20 protein-coding genes are annotated in these 24856 nt (G+C 67.8%); 13 read left to right on the plus strand and 7 right to left on the minus strand.

What is annotated here, in order from left to right:
- Nucleotides 1-8: 8 nt before the first annotated feature.
- Nucleotides 9-899, plus strand: a complete 891-nt coding sequence (locus NUV79_RS13195; protein WP_257733542.1) for a GntR family transcriptional regulator — start codon at nucleotides 9-11, stop codon at nucleotides 897-899.
- Nucleotides 900-1007: 108 nt separating this feature from the next.
- Nucleotides 1008-2258 (plus strand): aminopeptidase, encoded by a 1251-nt coding sequence (locus NUV79_RS13200; protein WP_257733543.1) that lies wholly within the window; start codon nucleotides 1008-1010, stop codon nucleotides 2256-2258.
- A 6-nt stretch (nucleotides 2259-2264) separates the two neighbouring features.
- Here the strand turns inward: NUV79_RS13200 and NUV79_RS13205 are convergent, their stop codons facing one another.
- Complete coding sequence (locus NUV79_RS13205) at nucleotides 2265-3302, minus strand: DmpA family aminopeptidase (RefSeq protein ID WP_257733544.1); 1038 nt, start codon at nucleotides 3300-3302, stop codon at nucleotides 2265-2267.
- Between the two features lie 26 nt (nucleotides 3303-3328).
- A complete protein-coding gene (locus NUV79_RS13210; protein WP_257733545.1) occupies nucleotides 3329-4297 on the minus strand; it encodes a hypothetical protein in 969 nt (322 codons plus the stop codon).
- A 214-nt stretch (nucleotides 4298-4511) separates the two neighbouring features.
- On the opposite strand from NUV79_RS13210, the gene NUV79_RS13215 reads away from it, so the two are divergent.
- Genes NUV79_RS13215 through NUV79_RS13230 form a run of 4 tightly spaced genes read left to right on the plus strand, consistent with a single transcriptional unit; the run spans nucleotide 4512 to nucleotide 11612 of the window.
- The gene (locus tag NUV79_RS13215) at nucleotides 4512-5285 is read left to right on the plus strand and encodes an IclR family transcriptional regulator (protein WP_257733546.1); all 774 of its coding nucleotides are present in this window, start codon (nucleotides 4512-4514) and stop codon (nucleotides 5283-5285) included.
- A gap of 25 nt (nucleotides 5286-5310) precedes the next feature.
- Nucleotides 5311-9159: a hydantoinase B/oxoprolinase family protein gene (locus NUV79_RS13220; RefSeq protein ID WP_257733547.1), complete on the plus strand. Its 3849-nt coding sequence runs from the start codon at nucleotides 5311-5313 to the stop codon at nucleotides 9157-9159.
- A 54-nt stretch (nucleotides 9160-9213) separates the two neighbouring features.
- Nucleotides 9214-10884: an OPT/YSL family transporter gene (locus NUV79_RS13225; RefSeq protein ID WP_257733548.1), complete on the plus strand. Its 1671-nt coding sequence runs from the start codon at nucleotides 9214-9216 to the stop codon at nucleotides 10882-10884.
- Between the two features lie 56 nt (nucleotides 10885-10940).
- The gene (locus NUV79_RS13230; protein WP_257733549.1) at nucleotides 10941-11612 is read left to right on the plus strand and encodes an AroM family protein; all 672 of its coding nucleotides are present in this window, start codon (nucleotides 10941-10943) and stop codon (nucleotides 11610-11612) included.
- Nucleotides 11613-11679: 67 nt separating this feature from the next.
- Here the strand turns inward: NUV79_RS13230 and NUV79_RS13235 are convergent, their stop codons facing one another.
- From NUV79_RS13235 to NUV79_RS13250, 4 genes are all read right to left on the minus strand, one after another.
- Nucleotides 11680-12585, minus strand: coding sequence for a TorF family putative porin (locus tag NUV79_RS13235; protein ID WP_257733550.1), 906 nt, complete (start codon nucleotides 12583-12585; stop codon nucleotides 11680-11682).
- Between the two features lie 213 nt (nucleotides 12586-12798).
- Complete coding sequence (locus tag NUV79_RS13240) at nucleotides 12799-14220, minus strand: hypothetical protein (protein WP_257733551.1); 1422 nt, start codon at nucleotides 14218-14220, stop codon at nucleotides 12799-12801.
- Between the two features lie 200 nt (nucleotides 14221-14420).
- On the minus strand, nucleotides 14421-15374 hold the full coding sequence (locus tag NUV79_RS13245; RefSeq protein ID WP_257733553.1) for an acetyl-CoA carboxylase carboxyltransferase subunit alpha: 954 nt from the start codon (nucleotides 15372-15374) through the stop codon (nucleotides 14421-14423).
- A 103-nt stretch (nucleotides 15375-15477) separates the two neighbouring features.
- Nucleotides 15478-16245, minus strand: coding sequence for a class I SAM-dependent methyltransferase (locus NUV79_RS13250; RefSeq protein ID WP_257733554.1), 768 nt, complete (start codon nucleotides 16243-16245; stop codon nucleotides 15478-15480).
- Nucleotides 16246-16385: 140 nt separating this feature from the next.
- Between NUV79_RS13250 and gloB the strand changes: the two genes are divergently transcribed.
- Genes gloB through NUV79_RS13265 form a run of 3 tightly spaced genes read left to right on the plus strand, consistent with a single transcriptional unit; the run spans nucleotide 16386 to nucleotide 18374 of the window.
- Entirely contained in the window at nucleotides 16386-17150 is a 765-nt protein-coding gene (gloB, locus tag NUV79_RS13255; RefSeq protein ID WP_257733644.1) for a hydroxyacylglutathione hydrolase, read from the plus strand.
- A gap of 8 nt (nucleotides 17151-17158) precedes the next feature.
- A complete protein-coding gene (locus NUV79_RS13260; RefSeq protein ID WP_374679271.1) occupies nucleotides 17159-17614 on the plus strand; it encodes a cupin domain-containing protein in 456 nt (151 codons plus the stop codon).
- A gap of 1 nt (nucleotide 17615) precedes the next feature.
- Nucleotides 17616-18374: a GNAT family N-acetyltransferase gene (locus tag NUV79_RS13265; RefSeq protein WP_257733556.1), complete on the plus strand. Its 759-nt coding sequence runs from the start codon at nucleotides 17616-17618 to the stop codon at nucleotides 18372-18374.
- Between the two features lie 6 nt (nucleotides 18375-18380).
- On the opposite strand, the gene NUV79_RS13270 is transcribed toward NUV79_RS13265, so the two are convergent.
- A complete protein-coding gene (locus tag NUV79_RS13270) occupies nucleotides 18381-18836 on the minus strand; it encodes a DUF2938 domain-containing protein (protein ID WP_374679272.1) in 456 nt (151 codons plus the stop codon).
- A gap of 210 nt (nucleotides 18837-19046) precedes the next feature.
- Between NUV79_RS13270 and NUV79_RS13275 the strand changes: the two genes are divergently transcribed.
- The 4 genes from NUV79_RS13275 (at nucleotide 19047) to NUV79_RS13290 (ending at nucleotide 24816) form a co-directional block, all read left to right on the plus strand.
- Nucleotides 19047-20141 (plus strand): ROK family protein, encoded by a 1095-nt coding sequence (locus tag NUV79_RS13275; RefSeq protein ID WP_257733558.1) that lies wholly within the window; start codon nucleotides 19047-19049, stop codon nucleotides 20139-20141.
- 213 nt (nucleotides 20142-20354) lie between these two features.
- Nucleotides 20355-22976 carry a DUF3772 domain-containing protein gene (locus tag NUV79_RS13280; protein WP_257733559.1) on the plus strand — a complete coding sequence of 874 codons (2622 nt, stop codon included), beginning with the start codon at nucleotides 20355-20357 and terminating at the stop codon, nucleotides 22974-22976.
- A 4-nt stretch (nucleotides 22977-22980) separates the two neighbouring features.
- The gene (locus NUV79_RS13285; RefSeq protein WP_257733560.1) at nucleotides 22981-23505 is read left to right on the plus strand and encodes a CAP domain-containing protein; all 525 of its coding nucleotides are present in this window, start codon (nucleotides 22981-22983) and stop codon (nucleotides 23503-23505) included.
- Nucleotides 23506-23664: 159 nt separating this feature from the next.
- The gene (locus tag NUV79_RS13290; protein WP_257733561.1) at nucleotides 23665-24816 is read left to right on the plus strand and encodes a hypothetical protein; all 1152 of its coding nucleotides are present in this window, start codon (nucleotides 23665-23667) and stop codon (nucleotides 24814-24816) included.
- Nucleotides 24817-24856 lie beyond the last annotated feature (40 nt).

Below are 24856 nucleotides of genomic sequence, written 5' to 3' on the forward strand. Positions count from 1 at the left end.
TTTTCCCGATGGCGGCGCCGACCCGGCTGCAACAGGAGATCGCCGAACGCATCCTGCAGCTCGTGCGCGACGATGCGCTGGCGGCCGGTGCCTGGCTCAACGAGAACGCGACGGCGAAGCGGCTCGGCGTCTCGCGCACGCCGGTGCGCGCCGCGCTGGACCATCTCGCCGAGCAGGGCGTGGTGCGCCGCCACCTCAACAAGGGCATCGAGCTGATCCAGCTGCCGGCGGCGAACGAGAGCGCCCGCCCGCCGGAGACGCTGGACCTCGCGATGGTGAGGCTGGCGCGCGAGCGCGAGAACGGCCTGCTGCCGGACGAGGTTTCGGAGCTGGAGGTGATGCGGCGCTATGAGCTCGGCCGGCCCGAGGCGCAGAAGCTGCTCGCGCGGCTGGCCGATCTCGACATGGTCGAGCGCAAGCCGGGCTATGGCTGGCGTTTCCTGCATGAGCCGCGCGACCAGCGCCTGCGCGATGAGAGCTACCGCTTCCGCCTGCTGATCGAGCCGATGGTGATGCTGGAACCGGGCTTCCAGCTCGATCCCAACTGGATCGCCGAGATGCGGGCGCGGCATGTCGAGTCGCTGCAGCGGCCCTGGCGGGAAGCCTCGAGCATCGCTTTCTACGAGATGAATGCCGATTTCCACGAGGGGCTGGCGGCGGCTACCGGCAACCGCTTCTTCCATTCGGCGATGCGGCGCCAGAACCAGCTCCGGCGCCTGTCGAACTATGACTGGGACCAGGGCATGGAGCGCGTGCGGGTGAACTGCACCGAGCATATGGCCATGCTCGACCATCTGGAGGCCGGCGAGAACGAGGTCGCCTCGGCATTGATGCGCAGCCATCTGCTGCGGGCGAGCAAGCTCAGGCGGATGAGCAAGGTGGAGGGTGCCGAAGGCTGAAGGGCCGACGGCCGGTCATCGGATAGCGGCCTTGCCGTCGCGGTGGTTGACCTCTCGGCAATTTGGACCAGCAATGGCGGCAATCCCGAATCCGACAGGTCGAGAGCCATGACTGTTCACCAGCGCCCGCAAGCCATCGATTCCGCCAAGCTCGACAAGCTGGCCGAGGTCGCCATCCGCGTCGGCCTCAATCTCCAGCCGGGGCAGGACCTGTTCCTGACCGCGCCAGTCGCGGCGCTGCCGCTGGTGCGTCGCATCGCCGAGCACGCCTACAAGGCCGGCGCCGGCATCGTCACGCCGATGCTGGCCGACGAGGAGGTGACGCTGGCGCGCTACCGTTACGCGCCGGATGCGAGCTTCGACAAGGCACCGGCCTGGCTCTACAAGGGCGTCGCCGAGGCCTTTTCCGCCAATACCGCGCGGCTCGCGATCGTCGGCGATAACCCGATGCTGCTGGCGAACGAGGACCCGGTCAAGGTCGGGCGCGCCAGCAAGGCCAATTCGCTGGCCTATCAGCCGGCGCTGGAGAAGATCGCCGGCTTCGACATCAACTGGAACATCCTGGCCTATCCGAGCGCGGCCTGGGCGAAGCAGGTCTTCCCTGATGACGCCGAGGAAGTGGCTGTCGGCAAGCTGGCGGAGGCGATCTTCTCGGCCTCGCGCATCGATCAGGCAGATCCGGTCGCGGCCTGGGCCGCGCATAACGCGGCGCTGCGGACGCGGCGCGACTGGCTGAACGGCCAGCGCTTCGCCTCGCTGCATTTCAACGGGCCGGGCACCGATCTGACCGTGGGCCTGGCGGATGGCCATGACTGGCAGGGCGGCGCCTCGCCGGCCAAGAACGGCATTGTCTGCAATCCGAACATCCCGACCGAGGAGGTCTTCACCACACCGCATGCGCGCCGGGTCGAGGGCCATGTCTCCAGCACCAAGCCGCTCTCCTATCAGGGCTCGCTGATCGACGAGATCCAGGTGCGCTTCGAGGGCGGGCGGATCGTCGAGGCCAAGGCTTCGCGGGGCGAGGCGGTGCTGAACAAGGTGCTCGATACCGACGAGGGCGCGCGCCGGCTCGGCGAAGTCGCGCTGGTGCCGCATTCCTCGCCGATCTCGAAGAGCGGCATCCTGTTCTACAACACGCTCTTCGACGAGAACGCCTCCTGCCATATCGCGCTGGGGCAGTGCTATTCGAAATGTTTCGTCGATGGTGCGGACCTGACGCCGGAGCAGATCGCGGCGCAGGGCGGCAACAAGAGCCTGATCCATATCGACTGGATGATCGGCTCCGGCGAGGTCGATATCGATGGCGTCCACGCGGACGGTCGGCGCGTGCCGGTGTTCCGCAAGGGCGAGTGGGCCTGAACGGTCTTAGCCGGCGTTCGCCCGGAGCCAATCCCCCAGTGACGGGCGGTGATGCCCGTCGCGCCCGGTCGTGGCCGGCGCTGCGACCATCGCGTTGAGCACGGCTTCCTGCGTCGCCTCGGCGGCGGCACGGAAGAGCGTGTCGATGCGGTTCTCGTTGAGCGCGCATAGTGGCACGAGGTCGTTGGGCTGGTCGTGGTCGACGGGACAGGCCGTGGTGAAGGCCACGGCGATGTCGCCGCTGCCATTGCCCCAGAAGGCGCCGAGCCGGGCAAGGCCGGCCCCGCCGCGCCGTGCGATTCGGTGAAGCTGCCGCGATTCCAACGGCACATCCGTCGCGATGACCAAGATGACTGAGCCGCGCTCGCTCTGTGGCTTCACCTCGGGCGGAACCGGGCGGCGGCCATCGGGCAGGACGAGATCGCCGGAATTGCCGAAATTGGCGAGCGCCAGCACGCCGAGCGTGTGATCGCTGTCGTCGAGGTCAAAGTGGCGCGAGGCGGTGCCTATGCCGCCCTTGAAGCCGAAGGCGCTCATGCCGGTGCCGGCGCCGGCCGCACCTTCCGCGACAGGGCCGGAAGCGGCGGCATCGAGGGCGACGAAGGCGTGGGCTTCGGTCAGCGCGCGGGCGCGGATGTCGGAGAGATAGCCGTCATTGCATTCGAGCACGACCGGATTGACCGTGCCGGTCTCACGGCCGATGTCGGGATTATCAGCGAGCGCACGCGTCACCAGCGCGTCGAAGCCGGTGCCGACGCTCAAGGTATTGCCGAGCAGGAGCGGTGTCTCGATCTGGCCGAGCTCGGCGAGCTGCATCAGCCCGGCGCTCTTGCCGAAGCCGTTGATGACATCGACCGCGGCGCGAACCTTCCGGCGGAAGAGATTGCCGTCATGGGGCAGCAGCGCCGTGAAGCCGGTGCGGAGATCGCCTTCGTTCAGGGTGAAATGACCGAGCTTGACGCCGGGCACGTCGGTGATCGCGTTGAGCGGGCCGGGCTGCAGGATGCCGCAGGTGAGGTCGAAATCGCGAAGGCGCTGGGTCATGGCGTGGTCCGGAAGGCAAGGCTGGATCAGCGCGGCAGGCTCGTGCCGAGCCCCTGCTCGCGGGCTTTCTCGACGACGAGATGGGCGAGCGCGAGATCAGCCAGCGCGACGCCGCGGAAGCAGAAGAAGGAGCGGCTCGTCGGCGCTGTCGGGTGCGGCGCGGCTGCCAGTTCCGTCATATCATGGCCGAAGGTGACGGTCGTGACCGGGTTGCCGGCCGCATCATAGGGCGCGCGCGACTGCTCCAGACTGTCGGTGGCGAGGACGTCAAAGGCGGGCAGCGTCTCGGGTATCCAACTGCGGCCGGTATCGACGGCGGCGGCGAAGGCGACGGGTTTCAGGCGCCGGGCATCGAGGAAAGGCGCCATGCCGGGGCCGCCCGGAACCATCGAAACAACGATGTCGCTTTCGGCAAGCAGTGCGTCGGCATCATCAAGCACCTGCGTTGCGAGACCGGTCGCCCGTGCGGCTTCCGCCAGCCGTTCGGCCGAGGCGCGGCTGCGGCTCATGGCCAGTGCCGTCATCAGGCCGGGATAGAGCGCGCGGAAAGCGGCGAGATGGGCATGGGCCTGTAATCCGCATCCGACGAAGCCGATGGTGCGCGGCGCGGCCGGGGCGAGGCGCGAGGCTGCTGCTGCGGTGATCGCGGCGGTGCGGATCAAGGTGATCTCGTCGCCGTCGAGGATCGCGCGCGGCATGCCCGTCGCATAGTCGTTCACGCAGATCAGCGCGCTGACGGCTGGCAGCGACGAGCCTGCCGCGACCGGCGCCATCGCCACCCATTTCACCGTGGCGATCTGCTGGGCGGAGGACGCTGCCGTCATGGCCTGGAAGCCATGGCCGGCCCCGAGCGTCAGCGCCGTCTTCGGAATGCTCCGGTTCAGTCCGGCGGCGTGGTCGCGGAAACCTTGCAGCACGGCCTCGCGCGCCTCGTCAGGCGAGATCGCCAACGCCCGGACATCGTCGCGCGAAAGATACAGCAGGCTGTCGCTCATCCGGTGATCTCCATGACGCGGGCTAAGCCCGAAGCGGCATGGAAGCCGGGATACAGCCTGGCTTGAGCGGCGTCGAGGCACTCGGCCCCGATCGCAAGGATCACCTTAGGGAAGCAAAAACGCGGTCACAGGATTGACATCTTTCTTAACTCGCGTATTTTCCCTTTTATTGCAACTATAGTTCCATTAAATGGAACTTTAAAGGTAAGCCGCAATGTCGATCCTGTCGTCGGCCGTGGATGTGCTGCGCTGCTTCTCCAGCACACGCCATGACGTGACGGTGACGGATCTGGTGACGTTACTGGGCATGCCGAAAAGCAACGCCTCGCGGCTGCTCCGGGCGATGCGCGACGAGGGGCTGCTGGAGACGGTCGGAGAGAGCAAGCGCTACCGGCCCTCGCTGCTGCTCAATCAGGTCGGCCATCTCTATCGCTTCGCCGCTTCGCTGATCGACCGTGCCGATGCCGTGGTCGGCGATATCTCGGACCGGATCGGCCATACCGGCTATGTCAGCGTCCGCCGCGGCACCGATATCGTCGCGGTCACGGCCCATCCCGGCCGCCATGCCCTGCGCGTCGTCACCTCGATCGGCGACCGCATCCCCGCCTTTGCGTCCAGCACCGGCCGCGCCCTGCTCGCCCGCCTGCCTGACGACGAGGTCCGCACACTCTATCCGGCTGGCTTCACCTCGCCCTCGGAGACCGCGCCGCGCGACATGGGCGACCTGCTCGATCGCCTGGCACAGATCCGAGAGGAGGGCTTCGCCGAATCCCGCGACGAGGCGGTGCGCGGCGTGCGCGCGCTTTCGGTCGCGGTCGGCGATCCCGCGACCGGCGACGAGGTCGCGCTCTGCCTGTCATTTCCGGCCGCGACGGTCGAGCCGGCCGAGCGCGTTGCCATCATCCGTTTGCTGGGGGAGGGCGCCGCCGGGATCGCGGCCCTGACCCATGACAGCCGCTTCTACCCCTTGAACATCTCAACTCCCTGAACCTCTCAATCGCGGAGACCGCTTCATGAGCAATCGTTGGCGTATCGGCTTCGACATCGGCGGCACCTTCACCGATTTCATCCTCTACGATTCGCAGGAGCGTTCGGTCCGGCTGCACAAGCGCCTGACCACACCGCATGATCCGTCGGAAGCGGCCCTAATCGGCCTCGGCGAACTCACCGAGATGGCCGGGATCACGCTCGCCGATGTCGGCGACATCGTCCACGGCACGACGCTGGTCACCAATGCCGTGATCGAGCGCAAGGGCTCGAAGCTCGGCCTGATCACCACCAAGGGCTTCCGCGACATCCTCGAAATGGGGACGGAGCAGCGCTACGACATCTACGACCTGTTCCTGACCTTCCCCGATCCGCTGGTCTCGCGCGAGCATCGCCTCGAAGTGGCCGAGCGCATCGACCGCGACGGCCAGGTCGTCACCGCGCTCGATGCGGAAGCCGTGCGCAAGGCGGCCCGCGAGCTGGAAGCCGCTGGTTGTGAGGCGATCGCGGTCTGCTTCCTCAACAGCTACCGCAACCCGGCCCATGAGCAGGAGGCTGGCAGAATCGTCCGCGAGACCTGCCCGGAGCTGACCGTCTCGCTGTCGAGCGAGGTCGTTGCCGAGATCTGGGAATACCAGCGCTTCGTCACCACGGCGGCGAACGCCTATGTCCAGCCGCTGATGCGGCGCTACCTGCACCGGCTGGAGCGCGAGCTGGCGGCCCGCGCCTTCACCGGCTCGCTCCGGCTGATGCATTCGGCGGGCGGCCTGGTCTCGCCCGAGACGGCCCGCACCTTCCCGATCCGCCTGCTCGAAAGCGGCCCGGCCGGCGGCGGCCTGGCCACGGCCCTGTTCGGCGAGCTCGCTGGCCATAAGGACGTAATCTCCTTCGACATGGGCGGCACCACCGCCAAGGCCTGCATGATCGAGGACGGCCGTGCCGAGATCGCGCCAATGCTCGAAGCCGGCCGCGTCAACCGCTTTGCCAAGGGCTCCGGCCTGCCGATCAAGGCGCCCGTCATCGACATGATCGAGATCGGCGCCGGCGGCGGCTCGATTGCCGCGATCGACGAGGTCGGCCTGCTCAAGGTCGGCCCGCATTCGGCCGGCTCCGATCCCGGCCCGGCCTGCTACGGCATGGGTGGCGTGAAGCCGACCGTGACCGACGCCAATCTCGTGCTCGGCTATTACGATCCCTCGTTCTTCCTGGGCGGGCGCATGTCGCTCGACCTGGAGGCGGCGCGCAAGGCCGTCTCGACCGTTGCCGCGCCGCTCGGTCTCTCGATCGAGGAAGCCGCCTGGGGCATCCACAAGGTCGTGGTCGAGAGCATGGGCGCGGCCGCCCGCGTCCATCTCGTCGAGAAGGGCAAGGACCCCCGCCATTACGCCATGGTCGGCTTCGGCGGCGCCGGTCCGGCCCATGCCGTCGACGTCGCCCGCGTGCTCGGCGTCAAGCAGGTCATCATCCCGCCGGCCTCGGGCGCTGCCTCCGCGCTCGGCTTCCTCGCCGCGCCGCTCTCCTTCGACATGGTGCGCTCGCTTCCGGTCGAGTTCTCCGAAGGCTTCGATGCCGCATCCGTCAATGCCGTGCTCCGCGATCTGGAGGTCGAGGGCCGCAAGCATCTGACCGAGGCCGGCGTGAAGCCCGGCGACGTCACGGTCGAGCGCATGGCCGATATGCGCCTCGTCGGCCAGATGCACGACATCTCCGTGCCGCTGCCGGCCGGCGCCATCGATGCGTCGAGCCTGGAGGCCATCCGCGCCGCCTTCAGCAAGGCCTATTCCGCCCGCTACACTTCGGTTTATGAGGGCGCCCGGCTGGAAGCCATCAACTTCCGCGTCCGTTGCGCCGGCCCGGTGCCGACACTCTCGCTCTCCGGAGCGGCCGGCGGCGGCGACGCCACCAACAAGATCAAGGGCAGCCGCAAGGCCTGGTTCGAGGGCGGCTGGAGCGAGGCTTCGGTCTACGACCGCTACGCCCTGCGCTCCGGCGACACCGTCAAGGGTCCGGCGATCATCGAGGAGCGTGAATCGACCACGATCGTGCCGCCCGGCGACAGCGTCAGCATCGACGACGTCCTGAACCTCATCGTCCATGTCGCCCAGCCGAACGCGGCCGAGACGACGATCACCGCCGACATGCCGCTGGCCGAGGCCGCGCGCCGGATCGAGGCCGATCCGATCTCTCTGGAGATCATGTGGAGCCGGATGATCAACGTCGTCGAGGAGATGTGGCTGACGGTCTGCCGCACCGCCTTCTCGCTGGTGATCTCGGAAGCGCAGGACTTCGCCTGCGAATTGCTCGACCCCGAAGGCGAGACGCTGGCGCATTCGCCGCGCGCCATGCCGGTGTTCAACCTGACGCTGCCGCGTGCGGTCAAGGCGCTGCTGGAGCGCTATCCGGCCGAGACGCTGAGGCCCGGCGACGTGCTCATCACCAACGATCCCTGGCTCTGCGCCGGCCATCTCTTCGACATCGCGGTGGTGACGCCGGTCTTCCTCGGCGATCGCGTCGTCGGCCTGATGGGCACGGTCGGCCATGTCTCCGATATCGGCGGCACCAAGGATTCGCTGCGGGCTCGCGAGATTTACGAGGAAGGCTTCCAGATCCCGCCGATGAAGCTCTACGAGGCCGGCCGGATCAACGAGACGCTGGTGCGCCTGCTCGGCGAGAACGTGCGCAACTCCGAGCAGGTGCTCGGCGATCTCCACTCCTTCGTCGCGGCCAATGCGATTGGCGCCGAGCGCCTGCAGTCCTTCCTGACCGATTACGGCATGCAGGATTTGAGGGCGCTCGCCCATGTCGTGCAGAGCCGCTCGGAGAAGGCGATGCGCGAGGCGATCCGCGCGCTGCCGGACGGCGTCTATCACGGCACGGTCTCGAATAATCCGCTGGGCACGCCGATGACCTATCCGCTGGCGCTGACGGTGAAGGACGACACGATCCATCTCGACTTCGCCGGCGCCCCGCCGCAGCTGGCGCAGGGCGGGCTGAACTGCACGCTCAACTACACGATGGCGCATGCGACATATCCGCTGAAATGCATGCTGACGCCGGGCGTGCGCGGCAATGCCGGCTGCTACCGCGCCTTCTCGATCGACGCGCCGAAGGGCTCGATCCTGAACTGCGACAAGCCGCTGGCGGTGAACCTGCGCACGCGCACCGGCTGGTATCTGGCGCCGAACATCTTCCGCGCCCTCTCGAAGGCGGCGCCGAAGCAGGTCCAGGCCTTCACCGGTCTGCCGGTGGCGGCGAGCGTCTATGGCCGCGACCAGGTCGGCGACACCTATTCCGACATGCTCTTCGTCGGTGGCGGCCAGGGCGGCTCGGCCCAGGGCGATGGCAAGTCCGGCCTGCTCTACCCGACTTCCGCCGCCAACACCTCGATCGAGACCTTCGAATCGCGAGTGCCGGTGCTGGTGGTCGAGAAGACCTATCTCACTGACTCGGGCGGCGCCGGCCAGCATCGCGGCGGCCTCGGCCAGCGCGTGCGTCTACGCAAGCTTGCCGATGACGGGTTGCCGACGCTGGTTTCGCTCTATCCGGAGGGGGTCAACAACCCGATTCCGGGCCTGTTCGGCGGCAAGGCCGGCGGGGGGGCGTCGGGCCGGGTGATCGACGAGCAGGGCCATGTCCTGAAGGACGTCGGCACCGGCGAGCTCGTCCAGGTCCGGCAGCCGCATGAGATCGTCGAGCTCGTGCTCGCCGGCGGTGCCGGCTACGGCCCGGCTTCCGAGCGCTCGCGGGAGGCGATTGCCCGCGACATCGCGCTCGGGCTGGTCTCACCGGATGCCGCCAAGCGCGATTACGGCGTGCAGGGAGCGCATGCCACGCAGGATGTCGGCGAGGCCAAGGCCGGCATCCTGGTTGCCTGAGCCGCAGGGATCACAACGCACGCGCCCGACAGGGGCCAATAAGGGGACTGAGGCATGACCAATCCAAACGAGGGGGTGCCTCAGAAGCATCCCAGCCTGTTCGAGCCGGCGACGCTCTTGCTCATCGCCGTGCTCTGCGTCTTCGGCGCGATCATCGGCATGCAGCTTCTGGTGTCGCTCGGCATCACCGCCAACACCTCGCTGATCGGCGCGCTCGCCGCCATGGCGCTGGCGCGCGTGCCGCTCGCGATCTTCGCGCGCTACCGCTCGATCCATGTGCAGAACCTCGCCCAGAGCGCGATCTCCTCGGCCACGTTCGGCGCCGCGAACAGCCTGCTCCTGCCGGTCGGCATTCCCTGGCTGCTTGGCCGGCCCGACCTCGTCCTGCCGATGCTGGCGGGTGCCTTCTTCGCGATGCTGCTCGACGCCTATCTGCTCTACCGGATGTTCGATTCCCGTGTCTTCCCGGCGACGGGCGCCTGGCCTCCGGGCGTCGCGGCGGCCGAGGCGATCAAGGCCGGTGACGAGGGTGGGCGCAAGGCGGTTCTGATGGGCATCGGCTTCGGCACCGGCATCGTTGCCTCCTTCGTCAAGATTCCGCTGGCCTGGATCGGCTTCGCCGGTTCGACCGCCGTCTCCGGCATCCCGATGTCGGCTTTCGGCGTCGCCTTCATCGGCAATATCTGGGCGCTGCTGATGTTCGGCATCGGCCTGCTGCTGCGCGGCTATTCCGGCCAGATCTTCAGCGGCCCGACCTTCGCCGGCATCATCCCGAAGGGCGACCTGATGGCCGCCTATATTCCGCATGGCTTCATGATCGGTGCCGGACTGGTCGCGCTGCTGCAGGTCGCGCTGCTGCTGTTCCGCCGCGGCGAGGCCAAGGCGGATGAGGTCAAGGCCGGCGTCAGCGATGCCGAGGTCAAGCGCGCGCTCGGCCTCGGCACCGTCGGCTATCTCGTCATCGCCGTATTCATTGCCGTGGTCGGCGGACTGATGAGCGACATGTCGATGGGCATGCTGATCCTATTCGTGCTCTACGCCGCCTTCGCGGCCTATGTGCATGAGTTGATCGTCGGTCTCGCGGCGATGCACTCCGGCTGGTTCCCGGCTTTCGCGGTAGCGCTGATCACGCTGATCATCGGCATGCTCCTGGGCTTTCCGATGCCGGCTCTGGCGCTGCTCGTCGGCTTCTCGGCCGCAACGGGCCCGGCCTTCGCCGATATGGGCTATGACCTGAAGGCCGGCTACCTGCTGCGCGGCAACGGCGCCAACCCCGCCTTCGAGCTCGAGGGCCGCCGCCAGCAGCTCTTCGCCGCGATGTTGGCCTTCGTCGTGGCGGGCGCGGTCGTGCTGGTCTCCTATCAGTCCTTCTTCGACCAGAACCTCGTCGCCCCCGTGAACAAGGTCTATGCGGCGACGATCAAGGCCGGCGTCGCGCCGGGCGTGGCCTGGCAGCTCTTCATCTGGGCGATTCCGGGCGCGATCCTGCAGTTCATCGGTGGACCGAAGCGGCAGATCGGCGTTCTCTTCGCCACTGGCCTCTTGATCAACTTCCCGATGGCGGGCTGGGCGGTGCTGGCCGGTATCCTCTGCCGGGTCATCTGGGAGAAGCTGCGCGGCGCGAGCGGCGAGGGTGACATGGAGGTCTTCGCCGCGGGCGTCATCGCGGGCGACGCGATCTTCTCCTTCTTCGACTCCGTCTCGAAGAATTTCTGGAAGCGCTGAACGAGACAGGCCCTGGGCGTGCGTCCCGGGGCCTTTTCATTGCGGGGGGTATCGCCATGAGCAAGCTGGGTACGCTGACCATCGGCCAGGCGCCGCGCAGCGACATCACGCCGATCCTCGACGATGTGCTGGATGCGCGTCTGCCGCGCCGCCATGCCGGGGTGCTCGACGGCTTGAGCCGTGCCGAGATCGAGCGCGGCTTCGCGGCCGAACCCGGCAAGCCGGTGTTGATCACCAAGCTGCTCGATGGCAGCGCGGTGATCATCGACCGGGCCCGGACCGAAGCAGCGGCGCAAGCCAAGCTCGCGATGCTGGAGGCCGAAGGCTGCGCGACGATCCTGATGCTCTGCACGGGGCATTTCGAGAGCCTGAGGACGCAGACAGCGCGATTGGTCGAGCCGGATCATATTCTGCCACCGACCGTGGCGGCGTTGGTGCAGGGTGCTCAGCTCGGCATCATAGTGCCGCTGGCGGAGCAGATCGCGTCGGAGGCCGGGAAATGGGCGCCACTCGGCCGCACGCCGCTCTATGCCGCCGCCTCGCCCTATGGTGGAGACGGAGCTTCCGCATCGGAGGCCGCACGCGATCTCGCCGGACGCGGGGCGCAGATTCTGCTGATGGATTGCATGGGTTTCGTCGAACGCCATCGCCGCGAGGCGAAGGAAGCCGGCCTCCCGGTGATCCTCTCCAACAGCCTGATCGCCAAGCTGGTCTCCGAGATCGTCTGACCGCGGGCATCGCTTCAACAGAAAGGCCGCCCGAAGGCGGCCTTTCGCGTTTGCAAAGGCGCAGGCCTCACTTCGGCGCGAAGACGCCGACGCTGCTCGCGGTGATGTCGAAGGAGAGCGTCGCAACCACTGCCGCGCCGCACCATTTCGAGCGGCCGCTGCCGGTCGTGATGCCGCGCGGGTCGGCCGTCAGCAGGAAGCACTCGGTCTTCGACAGCGTGGTGTCGTGATAGCGGAGATCGGCGGTGAGGTTCTTCCAGTTGTAGGACACGCCGGCATTCCAGTAGGTGTAGTCCGGCAGGTTGGTGGCCGGGACGGTCGACCAGATCGCGAGATTGGTGGTGCCGAGCCAATAATGGCCGAGCTCGCCGGAGACCGAGAGGCCCTCGAGGAAGGGCAGGTTGTACTTGGCGGTCACCGAGGCATAGGTGCCGCTCGCGCCCGTGCCGAGCCAGTCCCAGGCGTAGTAGACATTGGCGCCGAGCGTCAGGCTGTCGGCGAAGGTGTAGGACGCCTTGCCGTAGACCTCGGTGTAGTCGGTGTTCTTCGGTGTCCAGAATACGCCGGTGGCGTCGATCAGCTGCTTCTCGCTGGGGTAATAGTACTGCATCACGCCGAGGTCGAAGGCGAGGTCGCCGAATTTCGGGCGGATACCGCCATAGAAGTCGATCTCGGCATCCGGCCGCGTCGCGAGGTCGACGCTGGCACCGTAGACGCCGACATAGAACAGGTTGTTGTAGATCTGCAGCTCGGCGCCGCCGCCGATGCCGGGCTTGCGGTCGGTCTGCGAGATGCCGCGGAAATTGTAGTCGGTCTGGGCCTTCACGTTGACGGCGATGTCGAACCAGGTGATCGCCGGGACGACCGGGGCCGGCGGCGCGCCCTTCTTGCTCGGCAGGTCGGAGGCCTGGGCGCCACTGACGCCAGCCGCCAGGGCAAGGCCCAGAATCGAGGAACGGAAGAGATCAGGCATCTGCAAAAACCCCTCGCCGCGCAGTGATCGCGCTGTCACGCCATCAAGCGGGTGAGGCCGGATTTCCGGCAAGGCAAGCTTTTGGGCTGATCGCACAGCAGAAAAGCAAAGGCCCCCGAAACGGGGGCCTTCGCGCCTGCAAAAAAGGCAGCCGGGATTATCTGGTCAGATGCGACAATTTTGTCACGGCCAAACCGGCGCCATCCGGGTGCTTCAGCGCTGGACCGGCTGGCTGGCATAGGCCGCCGTCGACTGGTCGAGGCTGGAGGTCCTGAGGCCGGTGGCGCGGCGCGGCGGCAGCGGAGCGCTGGTGCTCGTCGGCTGGGCCGGAACCACCGAGACCACGGGAGCCGAAGCGGTGGTCATGCCCTGGTCGGCGGTGCCGCCGAAGGTCGGCATGAAGCTGAGCGCACGCTGCAGGAAGGGCTTGTCCTCGGCCGGGGCGACTGGGACGACCGGGGTCGAGGAGGCGCTTGCCAGAACCGGCGCCTGCTGGGCATTGCCCGGAGCGACCTTGGCGAGCTGCGTGGTGGCCGGCGCCACGGCCGGGCGCGGTGCGGCGGCGGGCTTGGCTTCCACCGGCTTGGCGGGCTCCTCGATGGGTGCGGCGGCGACCGCTGCAAGAACGGCGTCGTTATCGGCGGAGGCGGCGCGCACGGTCGTCTTGGTCTTGCCGGCGTTGTCGAGCACGACGACGCGCGGGCCAAGGGCCAGGGCATCCTCGCGGCTGATGCCGACATCCTTCGATGCCCAGGAGGCGGAGCGGTTCAGTGCGTCGGAGCCGTTGGAGGCGAGCGCGCGCTTGAAGGAAGTGTGCTGGTCGCCGTCGTCATAGATCAGCTTGATCGCGGGCGTGCCCTTAGCGACGAGCGAGGCGACCTGGACCTCGTCCTCGCGGCGCTTCTCGGCGACGGCGGCGGGAGCCTGGCCGCCATTGAAGACATAGCGGCCGCCGGCGACCGACACGGCGGGCTCGTCCTTCGTCACCTCGAAATAGTCGGAGCCTTCCTTCAGGTTCTTCCAGAAGGCGATATTGGGGTCGAGCCGGTGCTTGGCGAGGTTCTGCGCCGTCATCCGGAAGGGATAGGCCTGCATCTGCACGGCGCGCTGGCCGGCATTCTGGGCCTCGCGCACCAGCGCATAGATCTCGCCGATCTGGTCGTCCGTCATCGAATAGCAACCGGCCGAGGAGCAGGCGCCATGCACCATCAGATGAGCGCCGGTGCGGCCATAGGAGCGGTCATAGGCGTTGGGATAGCCCATGTTGAACGAGACGTAATAGGACGAATTCGGGTTCATCTGCTGCGGCGCGATGGCATAGAAGCCCTCCGGCGCCATGCGATCGCCCTCGCGCAGCTTCGGGCCGAGCTGGCCGGACCAGCGGCACATCGGATAGGTCTTCAGCAGTGCGTATTGCCCGTCGGCCTTGCGCTTCCAGACCTCGAGCTCCGATTCCTTCTTGAAGGATCGGATGATGATCGGCTGGTCCTTGCTCATGCCCTTTTCGGACATGAGGGCATAGGTCGCGCTCGGAATCGGGATGTTGTGACGGGCGGAGCCGCGATAACGATCATCCTCGCAGGCAGCCAGCGTCAATGCAACAAAAGCCACGAGCGCGAGTTGCTTGAATGCCACGTCGTCAATCCCATCGAACGGCAGGCCGGGGCGCGACCTGTGACTTCGCAAGACGGCCAAATTGTGCCCGTCGACTCGTTGTAGATGCGTTAGCCTTGAGGGTTCCTTACCATAGGCTTCCCGAGTCTGGCCACATGGTCAACGCGGGGTAAAGAAACCTTGCCTTCGCGGGTGCGAGATATCTCGCCCCCGGAGATTGCTCAGAGATTGCGGCCGATCGCGAGGAACTTGTCGGCGCGCTTGTTGACGATGTCATCGGCACTGAGGCCGGCAAGATCGGCGAGCGCTGCGGAAATGGCATCGCCCGCGCGGTTGATCGCGGCCTGTCCGTCGCGATGGGCGCCGCCGGTCGGCTCCTGCACGATCCGGTCGATGATGCCGAATTTCAGCAGATCCTGCGCCGTGATCTTCATGCCGGTCGCGGCGTCCTGCGCGCGCGCCGTGTCGCGCCAGAGGATCGAGGCCGCGCCTTCCGGAGAGATCACCGAATAGATCGCATGTTCCATCATCAGCACGCGGCTGGCGGCGGCGATCGCGATCGCGCCACCGGAACCGCCCTCGCCGATGACGAGCGCGACGCTCGGCGTGCGCAGGCCGAGCCAGGCCTCGGTCGAGCGGGCGATGGCCTCGGCCTGGCCTCGCTCCTCCGCCTCGATGCCGGGATAGGCACCGGCGGTGTCGACGAAGCTCAGGACGGGCAGGCCGAAGCGGTCGGCGAGCTCGGTCAGGCGCACGGCCTTGCGATAACCCTCGGGCTTGGGCATGCCGAAATTGTGCCGGATGCGGGTTTCGGTCGAGTCGCCCTTCTCCTGGCCGATGACGCAGACGGGCTCGCCGCGGAAGCGGCCGAAGCCGCCGACGATGGCCTCGTCCTCGCCGAAGGCGCGGTCGCCGGCCAGCGGGGTGAACTCGGTGATCAGCCCTGCGCAGTAATCCTTGAAATGCGGGCGCTGCGGATGGCGCGCCACCAGCGTCTTCTGCCAGGGCGTCAGCGCGGCATAGAGTTCCTTCAGCGCCTGGCTGGCGCGAGCGTCGAGCTTGCCGATCTCCTCCGACAGGGAGATGCCGTCGCCGCGTGCCTCCAAGGCCCGCAGCTCGTCCGCCTTCGCTTCCAGCTCGGCGACCGGTTTCTCGAAATCCAGATAGCTACGCATCGTGATCCAGTTCAGATTCCGCGCCAGAAGCGGGCGGAGCGGCGGTTTGCAGTGAAACCGGGCTTGAAAAGCGGCGGACCTTGGCCGCGCCCCGGCGAAATTGTCAACCCGTTCGTGGCTTCTCAGGCGGGTTTGCCGCACGCGGCGTGGGTGAAGGTTGCGGCAGCAGGACGGGTCTCAGCGCGAAGCTGCGCCGTGTCGCGCGCAGGGGCGCGCGCCGGTAGAACTGCTTGGTGGCGTCAATGATATGGACGCCGGCGAAGGGCAGGGAGAGCCCCGCGCCGATCTGCTCCCAGGCCAGCGCCGAGCGCATCAGCAGCCGTCTTTGCAGCGGCGGGACATAGAGCGCCTCGGTCCAATGCTCGGGCGAGAACTCGGCGCCGCGCATCAGCGCGGAGAGCTGCCGGCGGCTGAACGGGCGGCCCTGGCCGAAGGGCGTGCCGTCCATCCGGGCCCAGAGCCCGCGCCGGTTCGGCACGACCAGGATCATCCGCCCGCCGGGATTGAGCACGCGCGAAACCTCTTCCAGCAGGTCGTCCGGACTCTCCGTCTCCTCCAGCGCATGGACCAGCACGACCCGGTCGATCGACGCGGTCGGCAAGGGCAGGAGCGTCGGCTCGACCAGCGCGGAGGCCGAGAGGCCGGGCGATGGCCAGTTCACCACGCCTTGCGCCGCCGGCATGAAAGCGATGGTCCGCTCGGCCTGCATGCCGAGCACGGAGAGATAAGGTGTCGCGTAACCCAGGCCGAGCAGGCGCTGGCGCGAACAATCCGGCCAGAAACGCAGCATCGCCCGGCCGATGAAGCGCCGGGCCACATGGCCGAGCGGGCTTGCATAGAAGGCGCGCAGGTCGACGACGTCGAGAGGCATGGCGCCTGAGATGGAACGCGCAAGGCCTGAACGCAAGGGCTGCCCTGCGGCGATGCCGGGTTGATCGGCGGCCGGGCATGGCCCATGCAGAGGATGTGACCGCCCGCCGTTCCGCCGGGCCGACCCTGCCGGAGGAAGCCATGCCGCTCGACCTTCACGTCTTCCGTACGCTCAACGACAATGCGGGCGCGTTGCTCCATGATCCCGCCAGCGGCGCCTGCGCCGCCATCGACGTGCCCGATGCCGGCGAGACGCTCGCCGCCGCCAGGGCGAAAGGCTGGACGATCAGCGACATCTTCATCACCCATGCCCATCACGACCACACGCAAGGCGTGGCCGAGGTGAAGCAGACGACTGGCGCCCATGTCGTCGGGCCGGTCGATGCGCGCACCAGCGCGCCGCTCGACCGGGTCCTGGGCGAGGGCGATACCGTCAGCTTCGGCGGCGAGAGCTTCGAGATCTGGCATACGCCCGGCCATTCCGACGGACATCTCAGCTTCGTCGGGCGCGGCGCCAAGCTCGCGCTGGTCGGCGACGTCGTCTTCGTGATGGGCTGTGGGCGCGTCCAGCCCGGCCAGATGGAGCGGATGTGGACCTCGCTCTCGCGCCTGATGGCGCTGCCGGGCGATGTCCGCCTGCTCGGCGGCCATGACTATACCCTGTCCAACGCCCGCTTCGCCCGATCGGTCGATTCCGCCAACGAGGCGCTCAAGGCGCGTTTCACTGATGCCGAGACGGCCAAGGCCGAGGGCCGGTTCTGGGCGCTGACGACGATCGCTGAGGAAAAGGCGACCAACCCCTTCTTCCGGGCGACCGAGCCGGCGCTGGCGAAGGCGGTCGGGCTGGCAGGTGCCGCGCCGGGCGAGGTTTTCGCGGCGCTTCGCGAAGCCAAGAACCGGTTCTGACCATGACGATGCGGCTGGACGGGCTGACGGCGGCGGAGGTGATCCGCCTGCTCGACCTCAAGCCCCATCCGGAGGGCGGCCATTATCGCGAGACGTTTCGCGACGGAGCCGGGCCCGAGGGGCGCGGCTTCTCGACCGCGATCTACTATCTGCTCGATACCGGCGAGACCTCGGAATGGCACCGCGTCGATGCCGCCGAGGTCTGGCATCATTATGCCGGGGCGCCATTGGTGATCACGGTCTCGCCGAACGGGCACGATGCCTCGGCGCATCATCTCGGCACCGAGCTTGCAGCCGGTCAGCGCCCGCAATTCGTGGTGCCGGCCGGCTGGTGGCAGAGCGCGACCTCGCTCGGCGCCTGGACGCTGGTCGGCTGCACGGTCGCACCGGGTTTCGAGTTCAAGGGCTTCGAGATGGCGCCGCCGGGCTGGCGGCCGACACCGCGCAAGCCGTCCGGGGGATAGGATGCTGACGAAGACGGACGATAGCGAACTCGTGCTCGGCTGCGAGCGGCGCATCATCAATGCCTGGCCGGCTCTCTCGACGCTGATCGTCGGCGACTGGGTGCTGCGCTTCGCCAATGGCTATTCGGGCCGGGCGAATTCGGCGACGCCGCTGAGCTTTGGCGCCGAGCTCGACGCCACCATGCTAGACCTGATCGAGGAGCTCTATCGCGCCGACGGGCTTACTCCCGCGATCCGCCTGACGCCACTGGTGGCGGAGGCGACGCGGGCGGCGGTGCTGGAGCGCGGCTACCGGGTCAAGGACAAATCCTTCGGCCAGATCGCGCCGCTTGCCGGTTTCACGGCGTCCGAAGAGGCGGAACTGCAGATCGAGGCGCGGCCGAGCCTGGAATGGACGGCCGGCGTCGCCGCGCTCCAGAGCGGCAACAAGACCCATGTCGGCAATCTCGCAGCGATCATCGAGAAGGTTCGGCTGCCGGCCGCCTTCGCGACATGGCTGGTCGAGGGTGAGGCGGTCGCCTTCGGCATGAGCGTCGCCGAGCTTGGCATGGCCGAGATCGGCCTGATCTGCGTCCATCCCGACCATCGCGGCCACGGCTATGGCCGCAAGATCGTCCGCAGCCTGATGGGTTGGGCCGCGGCGATGGGCTGCGATAACGCCTATCTGCAGGTCGAGCAGAGCAACGCCGTCGCGATCAGCCTCTATGGCAGCCTCGGCTTCCGGCAGCTCTATGCCTACGAGACACGCATTCTCGACTGAGGCGTTTCAGCGCGTCAGCAGCGCCGTGCCGTAGAGGCCGATCGCGAAGAGGGTGTGGCTGACGAAATTGAGCAGGCGGATCTGGTTCGCGTTCGGCTTCTTCGAGGCGGCTATGCCTATGCCCATGCCGGGTTGCAGGATGAACCAGCCGCAGCCGATCGTCGCCCAGCCGACGATGAGCGCCGGCAGGAAGGTCGGGTTACGCGCCCAGCCGGCGCCGGCGATCGCCAGCACGATGCCGGCGAAGGCGATGCCGACGAGGTAATGACAGATCCAGCCGATCGCGAGCTCGCCGGGGACGGGCTCTGACTTCGCGATATCCTCATGCCAGACGCGGCCGCGCGGCAGATGGGCGAACCAGCGCCCCGGCATTGCCCAGTTCGGCTTGGGGAAGCCGAACAGGCGCAGGACCTGAGCCCAGATATCGGTAAGCGCGGTCGCGCCGACGCCGATGACGACCATCCGCAAGATCAGATCCGACACGTTCCATCCCCCCGGGCCGCATCGGTGCGGCTCGTATCTGTTGGAGCGGCGATCGCGGCAGCGGTCAACCGCCGGGGCGAGCCGGCTGCGCGCGGGCGGGCTGCATGCGGCGCATCGCCCCGGCCGGGGAACCCCTGCAGGCTCCAGCGGGTTGCCTCCGCTGATCCGCATCGACCGAGGGGGAAGGACATGGCCACGGCGACCGCCGAGACGTCACGCAATGCGGCCAAGGCCGCGACCGGGCCGCATGGTGCCGCCGAGCTGCCTTCGGTCGTGGTGACCAGCTACAATCTGGAGGTCCGCGATGATGACGGCTTCGTCGGCGACAAGGCGAGCCGCGGTGCCTTCATGGAGCATCTCGATGCGCTGCGCAGCCATCTCAAGCGCAATGGCGACGATCCGCTCGAGGGCAAGACCGCCGAGATCAGCAAGAAGGAGCTCGACTCGCTGCTTCAGGGCGGGGACGCGAGAGAAGCCGCGTTGGTGCTCAGCGCCATCGAGGGCTTCGCGCAGTCGCTTGCCTTCGTCATCCGTCGTTTCACGAGGCTGAAGAGCTGGGCGGAGATCGAGCGCATCGTCGTGGGCGGGGGCTTTCGCGAGAGCCGGGTCGGCGAACTCGCCATCGCGCGCGCCGCCATCATCCTGCGGACCGACGGGCGCGACCTGGACCTGGTGCCGGTCAGCCATCACCCCGACGAAGCCGGGCTGGTCGGCAGCGCCCATCTCGCGCCGAAATGGATCTTCGAGGCCTATGACAGCCTCGTCGCAGTCGATATCGGCGGCTCGAACATCCGTGCCGGCATCGTCGAGCTCCGGCAGAAGAAGGCCCCGGATCTCAGCAAGGCGCGGGTCTGGAAATCCGAACTCTGGCGCCACGCCGAGGAGGAGCCGAGCCGCGATGAGGCAATCAAGCGGCTAGGCCGTATGCTGCGCGAGCAGATCGCCAACGCGGAGAAGGCGGGCTTGCGGGTCGCGCCCTTCATCGGCATCGGCTGTCCCGGATTGATCGAGCCCGACGGCGCGATCGATCGCGGCGCGCAGAACCTGCCCGGCAACTGGGAGAGCAGCCGCTTCAACCTCGTCGACAGCATCCGCGCCCTCGTGCCGGAGATCGGCGAGCACGAGACCGAGGTCGTGATGCACAACGACGCCGTGATCCAGGGCCTGAGCGAGATGCCGGGGATGCAGGATGTCGAGAGCTGGGCGGTGCTGACGATCGGCACCGGCCTCGGCAATGCGAGCTACCGCAACCGCGCCAAGGGCGGGCGCAAGCGGCGCGACTGAGCGGCGCGCGGGCGAAACTGGCGCCTCTGCCATCTTCAGGTCGTGTTTTGCAGGGATGAGGCGGCGGGGCCCGTCTCCCCGCCCTGTTCCAATCCGCGAGCCCGGGAGCCCTTCGTGCCGGTCGAACTCCGCTCTTCATCTTGCCTTGCGCGCATGGCTGTGCCGAGGGTCGAGCCGGAGCCGAATCATCTGGACGGGCAGGACCGCATCACCATGGCAGCGCGCAGGACGCGAGCGTCGTTTTCGAGCCTGCAAGGCTTCCTGGCGGCTTGCCTGCTCCTCGTCGTCATGGCTTTGGCCACCTCGGCGCCGGCTTTTGCCCAGGCGGCAGCCGAGCCGGGCAGCCTGCGCGCCCGGCTGGACAGCGTCCGCGCCGATCTCGCCCAGATCGAGACGACGCTGGCCTCGCCCAACCCGACCGACGCCGAATTGCAGCGGCAGCGCCTGCGCCTGCAGCCCTCGCTCGACCAGTTGCGCCTGATCATCGACGAGCAGACGCCCCGCGTCGATCAGGCCAAGCTCAGGCTCGACCAACTCGGCCCCAAGCCCGAGGCCAGCGCCCCGGCTGAAAGCGCCGAGATCGCGCGTGATCGCGAGGCACGGGCCAAGGCCTTCGCGGAGGCCGACGAGACGCTGAAGCTCGCCAAGGCCTCGCTGCTCCAGGCCGAGCAATTGCAGAGCAGCATCGGCGACAAGCGCCGGGACATCTTTGCCAAGCAGCTGTTCGCGGCCGGCCCCTCCGTGGCGAACCCGGAGGTCTGGAGCAATGCGGTCGCGACCGCCCCGGAAGACCTGCGCGCTTCCGGCCATGTCTTCGGCGGCTGGCTGGAGGGCGTCAGGGACGCCTTCTCCGGCACGCGCGGCACGGTCGTCGGCTTCGCCTTCATGGGCGCGATTCTGCTCTATTGGGCGCGGGCGCGCTATCTGCCGCGCTTCAAGGCGCGTTTCAGCAACACACAGGATACCGGCAACCTGCACTGCCTCTATATCGCGCTCGCCCATATCGTGGCAGGCGCGGCGCCGCCGGTGCTGGCGAGCTGGCTGATCTACAAGGCCCTGAACACGACGGGCCTGCTGCCGCCGCGCATCCAGCCGGTAATCTGGGCCGTCGTCGTCGGCCTCGCCTTCTTCGCCTTCGTGCAGGCGCTGGCCGATGCGCTCTTCGCGCCGTCGAGCCCGCAGCGTCGTCTCGTCAAGGTGATGGATACGACGGCGCGCAGTGTCGTCTGGATCGCGAGCTCGCTCGCGGCGGTGATGTCGGTCGGCAAGGTGTTCGAGGCCTGGTTGCAGGCGATCGCCGCCGGCCTCGCCATCTCGATCATCGTGAAGGCGTTCTTCGCCATCCTGTTCGCGCTCGCCCTGATCGCAGGGCTCTACCAGATCCGCGACGACGACGAGGTCGAGCAGGAGGCCTGTCTCGGCCCTTATGTTCCGGTCGATGGCGCGAGCCTGGGACCGGTGCGCATCCTCGGCTGGATCATCGGCTTCGGCATCATCACGTCGACGCTCTTCGGCTATGTCGTCTTCGCCGCCTTCCTGGCCGAGCAGGCGCTCTGGGTCGGCATCGTCGCCTGCCTGTTCCTGCTGGTCTTCCAGTTCATCGATCTCGGCTTCCCCCGGCTCTTCGGCGGCAAGGGGCGTTTCGCGCTGACGCTGAAGGCGGGCATGGGCCTGCGCGCCGCCACGCTCGACAAGATCTCGGTCATCGGCGTCGGCATGCTGAAGCTCCTTCTGATCGCGGTGACGGTTTTGCTCGTGCTGGCGCCCTGGGGGCTGGAATCGAGCGATTTCCTCGTGTCACTGCGCGCCGCCTTCTTCGGCTTCCAGGTCGGCGGCGTCACCGTTTCGCTCTCGACCATTGTCGTCGGTGCGATCGTCTTCGCGATGGGCATCGGCGCGACGCGGGCGATGCAGCGCTGGCTCGAGAACCAGTTCCTGCCGACGACCACGCTCGATCCCGGCCTGCGCAACTCGATCACCACTGCGGCCGGCTATATCGGCTATATCGCGGCGGCGGCGATCACGGTCTCGGCGGTGGGCCTGAGCCTGGAGCGCCTGACGCTGGTGGCCTCGGCTCTGTCCGTCGGCATCGGTTTCGGCCTGCAATCGGTGGTGTCGAACTTCGTCTCGGGCCTGATCCTGCTCTGGGAGCGGCCGATCCGGGTCGGCGATCAGGTGCTGGTCGGCGACATCGAAGGCATCGTCAAGCGCATCAACGTGCGCTCGACGGAGATCGCGACCTTCGACCGGGCGACCGTGATCGTGCCGAACTCGAACCTGATCTCCGGCGTGGTGCGCAACCGCGTCCGCAACGACCGGACCGGGCGCGTGCTGATCGCGCTCACCGTGCCGCGCAGCCTCGATGCCGGTGAGGTCCGGGCGATGCTGTCCGAGGTCGCCTCGAACCATGGCGATGTCATGCAAAAGCCGCCGCCGGCGGTGATGTTCAAGAAGCTCGGCACCACGACGATGGATTTCGAGCTCGTCTGCGTGGTCGGCGACGTCGAGATCACCGGCCGGGTCAACAGCGACCTGAACTTCGCGATCCACAAGCGCCTCGCCGAGATGGAGCCGGCTGCCGCCGTGCCCGAATTGATGGTGCGCGGGCTGGAAGGCGTCGAGCATTCGCTTGGTAGCATCGCCGAGGCCGTCGGGCAGCGAGAGATTGCGCGCAGCCGCGTCAAGCGCGAAGCGCCGAAGCCAGTGGCGGCCGCTCCGGCGCGCCGTTCGCGCAAGCCGGTTGCGGCGGAGGAGCCCGAAGAGGAGGAAGCCGAGGCCAGCAAGCCCGCTCCCGCCCCGGCGCCCGAGCCCGCCAAGGACGACAGCAAGGAATGATCGGATGCCCAGCCTTTTCCGCCGTGCCGCAACTTCGCGCGCGATGACCTGCCCGGCCGCGCTTGCCGGCGCCCTTGCGCTTCTTGGCGTTGCCGGTTGCGCCGAGCCGCAGCGGCAGGGCCAGCCGGCCTTCTATCGCGATCTCGGCTCCGCCTCGGCACAGGTCGACACGGAGCAGGCGCGGGCGATGATCTCGGCCTACCGGCTCAATGCCGGGCTCGGGCCGCTCGTGCTCGATCCCGCGCTGGTCGAGGCGGCCAAACGCGAAGCGACCGCCATGGCCGGCTCCGACAAGCCTGCTCAGGCCGACGCGGTCAAGGCGCGCCTCGCCCGCGAGGGGCAACCGGGGGCGGAAGCCAATCTCTCGGCCGGCTATCGCCGCCTGGCCGAGGCCTTCTCGGGCTGGCGGGATTCGCCGCAGCATGATCGCGTCATGAAGGATGCGAAGGCCAAGCGCATGGGCATCGCCACGGCCTATGCGCCCGGCTCGAAGTATCAGGTCTACTGGGCTCTGATCGTCGCGCCCTGACAAGCGCAAGCGAGATCGCGCCGACCGGCTCCGTCGCCGAAAGACGATCAGCGTCATCGCAATCAATGGTTGTATATTTACAGTTATGCAACCATATGCAACCTATTCTTGTATCCTGTCCGAGCGTTCCCGTCACGGGATTGTGCTGGAGGGGTGCCGATGTCACGCCGTCCGCTTGCGTTTGCTCTTGTCGCGATTGCCGCCGCTCTTCCCGGGATGGCCAGGGCCCAGTCGGGCGGCCTGATCGATGTCTGCACTGGGTTGGGCGTCGATCTCCCGGTGCTCCAGCCGGTCACCAACGCAGCCTCGGGGCTGCTCGGCGGCCTGCTCGATCCCGTGCTGAACGGCATCATCGGGGAGGTGAACCTCAACCTGCGGGACACGCTGAGCGGCCGGAATATCGGTCTCAGCATCCGCGACCAGAACGGCAACCTCGTCACCTTGCCGGGGAACTGCAAGCTCAAGGCGGACAGCGTCACGGTCGAGGGGCCGGGCGGCATCGCCATCGGCGGCGGCGAGATCAGCGGGCTCGGCAGCACGGCGAGCCCCAAGGCAAGCGCAGCTGACCCGAATGCCATCGCCTTCGGCCATGGCGCCATGACATCCGGCGCTGCCACGGGGGCGATCGCGATCGGCCTGCGCGGGGCTGTTACGGCGGCGGACGGGGTCGCGATCGGGCGCGACAGTGCAGTCTCGGCCGCGGGCGGCATCGCGTTGGGCGCGGGTTCGGTTGCGCTGCGGGGCGGGCTGGCAGGGGCGGCGGAGGCTTTCAGCGGAACGGCGGTGGCCTCGACGCAAGGCGCGCTTTCGATCGGCTCTGCCGGCAACGAGCGTCAGATCACCCATGTCGCGGGGGGCACGCAGGATACCGACGCGGTCAACCTGCGCCAGTTGCGATCGGTCGCCAACAGCTCGGCTTCGGCTCTGGGAGGCGGGGCAGGCTTCGACGCCAACGGCAGCTTCACCGGACCACGCTATGCCCTGCGCAGCGGCATCTACACGAATGTCGGAGCGGCGCTCACCGCGCTCGACCAGCGCATCGACGATGTCGCGGCCTTTGCGCGGGAGGGTCGGCGTGAGGCGCGGCAGGGCGTCGCGGCGGCGATGGCCATGACGGCCGCAACCATGCCGTCCCAGCCCGGCAGGACGAGCTGGAGCGGCAATACCGCGACCTACAAGGGCGAATGGGCGGCCGGCTTCGCCGTGGCGCATCGGCTCGACGTGGCTTTTCCCGTCGCGATCAATGCCGGTGTCAGCCTGGCCAGCAACAGTTTCGGCGGAGCCCGCTTCGGCCTGAGCGGCGAGTTCTGAAGGGGGGTGCTCGCGATCTTGCGCCAGCAATCGGAAGGCT

The organism is Allobosea sp. 47.2.35, from assembly GCF_024655635.1.
In the GTDB taxonomy this organism is placed as follows: domain Bacteria; phylum Pseudomonadota; class Alphaproteobacteria; order Rhizobiales; family Beijerinckiaceae; genus Allobosea.